The sequence below is a fragment of the Actinocrinis puniceicyclus genome, assembly GCF_018283645.1.
Taxonomy (GTDB): Bacteria; Actinomycetota; Actinomycetes; order Streptomycetales; family Catenulisporaceae; genus Actinocrinis; species Actinocrinis puniceicyclus.
The window spans coordinates 1-3497 of sequence record NZ_JAGSXH010000241.1; the positions used below are offsets into that span (position 1 = coordinate 1).

Here is a 3497-nt window from a genome sequence, read left to right on the forward strand (position 1 = left end):
CCGCCGCCATCAGAGCCCACCTACACCGCCTCCAGAAGCAGCCCACCCGCGTGATCTCCTTCTTCCACAAACCCGAGGTCACCTACGCAGCAGCCTGACCACGACAGAAAAGACCCACCGGTCAATAAGGGCTTCGCTCGCCGGACGCGATGTGTTCCCAAGCCGTGGCTGCCTGGGCATCGTGCGCTCACGCGTATCGAGGGGGTCTGATACGGTCGGTGACGCTGTCGACGCGTCAGGATGGCGCGGCGCGCGAGTCTCACGGGTGGTGGGGTTTGTGGCTGTCGATGATCTGCCGGGTCCTGTGGTCACGTTCCTCAACGTGATCGGGGTGGACTGGCCGTACATCAACGAGGACTCGGTGATGCGCTTCGCCTCGCTGGTGCGGGATTTCGGGCAGGCGGTGCAGACAACGCATCAGGATGCGACGGCCGCGATTCACGGCATCGCGCAGGGCTATCAGGGCACGTCCACACGTCAGCTCTCGTCGGGGTGGGAGGAGCTCTCGGTGCGGCATGTGACGGAACTGGTGGACGGCTGCGGCGTGCTCGCCGATGCGCTGGAGGTCGCCGCGGGCTACATCGTGGCGCAGAAGGTCGCGGCGATCGCGGAGCTCGTGGGCATGGCGGCCACGTTCGAGAGTAACACTCACGTCATGCTGGCATCAGCCTGGTGACTTGACTGCGCCTGTGGTGGATCGGGGCCTTGCGCTGAAGCGAGGTGCTGGTGGTCAGGCGGGTTTATGTCGCGATCTGGGATCTCAGTCGAAGTTTCTTCGTCGGTGGTTTCTCTCGAAGTGCGGTTGTTTTGATCGCTTGGTGTCGGGGCGGCGGGTACGTGTAGGAGTTTGGCTGTACCGGGTCGGCGCACGCTCGGGAATGTGTATCGGGCCCGGCAGGGGTTGCTGCCGGGCCCGGGTGGGGTGGTCGTGGTGCTGGTCGCGGTGGGTTAGTTGATGGCTGCGACTTGTGTCGGGGTCAGGGCGGTGCTCCATGTTCGGGCGTCGGCGATTTGCCCGTTGAAGTAGGCGTTGTGGGTGTTGGTTTGGAAGTCGTCGCCGAGTTGGAAGGCGCCGGTGGTGGTGGGTGGTGCGGTGTCGGTGAAGGACGCGACCGCGGTTCCGTTGAGGTAGAGAGTCGCGGCTGCGGTGGTGGCGTTGTAGACGGCTACGACGTGGGTCCAGGTGTTGAGGCTGATGGTGCCGCCGCCGACGGAGTTGAAGGACCAGCCGGTGGTTGCGGCGTTGTTGATGCCGAAGATCCATGAGCTGGGTCCTGGGTAGACCAGCAGCGCGGAATCGTTGGTGCCGTCCTGGGAGAAGAGCACGCCGCCGGCGGCGGTCGGTTTGGCCCAGGCGGAGATGGTGAAGCCTGCGTTGGGGGTGACGGCGGCGCCGGGGGCGCGTAGGGCTCCGCTGGTGCTGTCGAGTTGGACGTCGGGGCTGAAGGTGTCGGCGGTGTGCCAGGTCGCGCCGCTGGTGCCGGTCAGGGCCGTGGGTGCGGCGGTGCCGGTGGTGGTGTCGCGTGCGGTGGTTGCGGCGCCGGTGGTGGCGTCGTCCAGCAGCCAGGTGTGGGTGGTGTCGGGGAGCGGGGTCTGGGTGCTGGTCCAGATCTGTAGGTCGGCGATCTGGCCGTTGAAGTAGGCGCCGCGTGCGCCGCCGCCTTGGTCGGCTCCGATGACGAATTTGCCGGTGGTGGTCGGGGGGTTGGTGGCGGTGATGCTGCTTGCTTGTACGCCGTTGTCGTAGAGGGTGAGGGCTTTGGTGGTGGCGTTGTAGGTCAGGGTCAGGTGGGTCCAGACGCCCAGTAGGTAGCTGCCGCCGACGGATCCGTCGTAGGACCAGGTGTTGGTGTTGTTGTTGTTCATGCCGAACTCCCATTGGGAGCCGTTGGGGTAGAGCAGGATCGCTGAGTCGTTGGTGCCGTCCTGGGAGAAGATCACGCCGCCGTTGTTCACGGTGGGCTTGACCCAGGCGGAGACGGTGAAGTTGGTGTTGGGGGTGACCGCGGCGCTGGCGGTGTTCAGGTAGCCGCTGGTGCCGTTGAACGCGACGTCGGGGTTGTACATGTCGCCGGTGTTCCAGGTCGCGCCGCTGGTGCCGGTCAGGGTGAGGGTCCCTGTGCTGTCGGCGGCGCTGGCGGCTGTGCCGGTGGTGTTGTCGTTGAGCAGCCAGGTGTGTGCGGTGGCGGTCAGGTTCTGTGCGGGCTGCGCGGTGAGGGTGGCGGTAGTCGGGGTGAGGTTGGTGAGCAGGTAGGCGGTACTGGTGGGCGTGCTGCCGGGTGTCGTGGTGACGGCCCACAGGTCGGGGGTGCCGTCGGCGTTGATGTCGGCGGCACGCAGTTGCAGGTTGCCGGCGCCGGTGTGCCATCCCGACGCGATCTTGGGGTGCGTGGTGTAGGTGATGCCGGTGGCCTGGTCCAAGCTGTTTGCGTTCAGGGTGATGCCGGTCCACAGGTACAGGTCGCCGGTCGTGCTGTCCCACAGGTACATGGCGGTGCCGGAGGGCAGTTGCGCGGTGGTGATGGTCCAGTGGTTCCAGTCGGTGCCCCCGGTGGGGGTCGTCTGGTTGCTCAGGTCGATCGCGCCGGCGATGGCATTGGGGTTGCCGGAGGGGGCGGCGAACACGTCGAGCTGGCCGATGTTGTTGGTCGCGTCGGTGGTGATGGTGCCGTAGTACAGGTCATAGGTCCCTCCCAGGTCGACGTCGTTCTCACTGCCGCCGCCCGCGATCTGGGTGGCGTTGATCTGGGTGCCGGGATCCTGGAAGGTGTTGGCGAAAATCGTGTACTGGGCGCCGCTGACCGGGTTGAGCACGTGCAGCGGAGCACCGCTGGTGTCGCCGCACACGATGGCACCGCCGCCGCCGTTCGGGTTGGTGGTGCGGTCATAGGCGCCGGGGACGTAGGCGAGCACGTCCTGGGTGCCCAGGCCGCAGTAGTTGCCGCTGATTGCCTGGGCTCCGTTCCAGTCCGCGGCGCCTGGGCTGGAGTATCCCAGACCGTTGATGCCGATGTTGACGGCGGTGGAGTTCACCGTTCCGCCGGGGTTGCCCGAGGCCAGCCACAGGCCGGGCGGCGTGTTCGACGCGGTAGAGACGTTGCCTGGGATGATCAGGTCAGCGGTGCCGTCGCCGGTCAGGTCGCCGTCGTTGGCGGGCGGGTTCAGCGTGGTGACGTCCACGGTGACGGTGACGTCCGAGCCGACGTTGCCGCCCGGGGACAGGGCGCTGACGGTCAGGGTATTGACGATGCGCGGCAGGGTGAGGGTGATGGTTGCGCTGCCGGTGGAGTTGGTCGTCAGCGGTGCGCTCTGGTTGAGCTGGTAGAGGTAGCCGCTGATGGAGGATCCGACGGGCGGGCTGAGGGTGAAGGAGCACAGGGTGCCGACCGGGTAGGCGGGGGCGGCCGGGGAGAGCGGGCAGCTGTGGCCGGTGGTCGGGTTGCTGGTGGCCGCCACGGTGGGGGAGCCGGGGCGGGAGGCGTCCCAGGTGAAGGAGC

The 3497-nt window shown here is 67.1% G+C and carries 2 protein-coding genes; one reads left to right on the forward strand and one right to left on the reverse strand.

Features of this window, described 5'->3' with window-relative positions; translation table 11 throughout:
- The first annotated feature begins 277 nt into the window (after positions 1 to 277).
- Positions 278 to 676, forward strand: coding sequence for a WXG100-like domain-containing protein (locus KGA66_RS28325; RefSeq protein WP_211472548.1), 399 nt, complete (start codon positions 278 to 280; stop codon positions 674 to 676).
- 272 nt (positions 677 to 948) lie between these two features.
- Here KGA66_RS28325 and KGA66_RS31285 read toward each other — a convergent pair.
- Positions 949 to 3497: LamG domain-containing protein (locus tag KGA66_RS31285; RefSeq protein ID WP_211472550.1), on the reverse strand; the 2549-nt coding region annotated here is incomplete at its 5' end.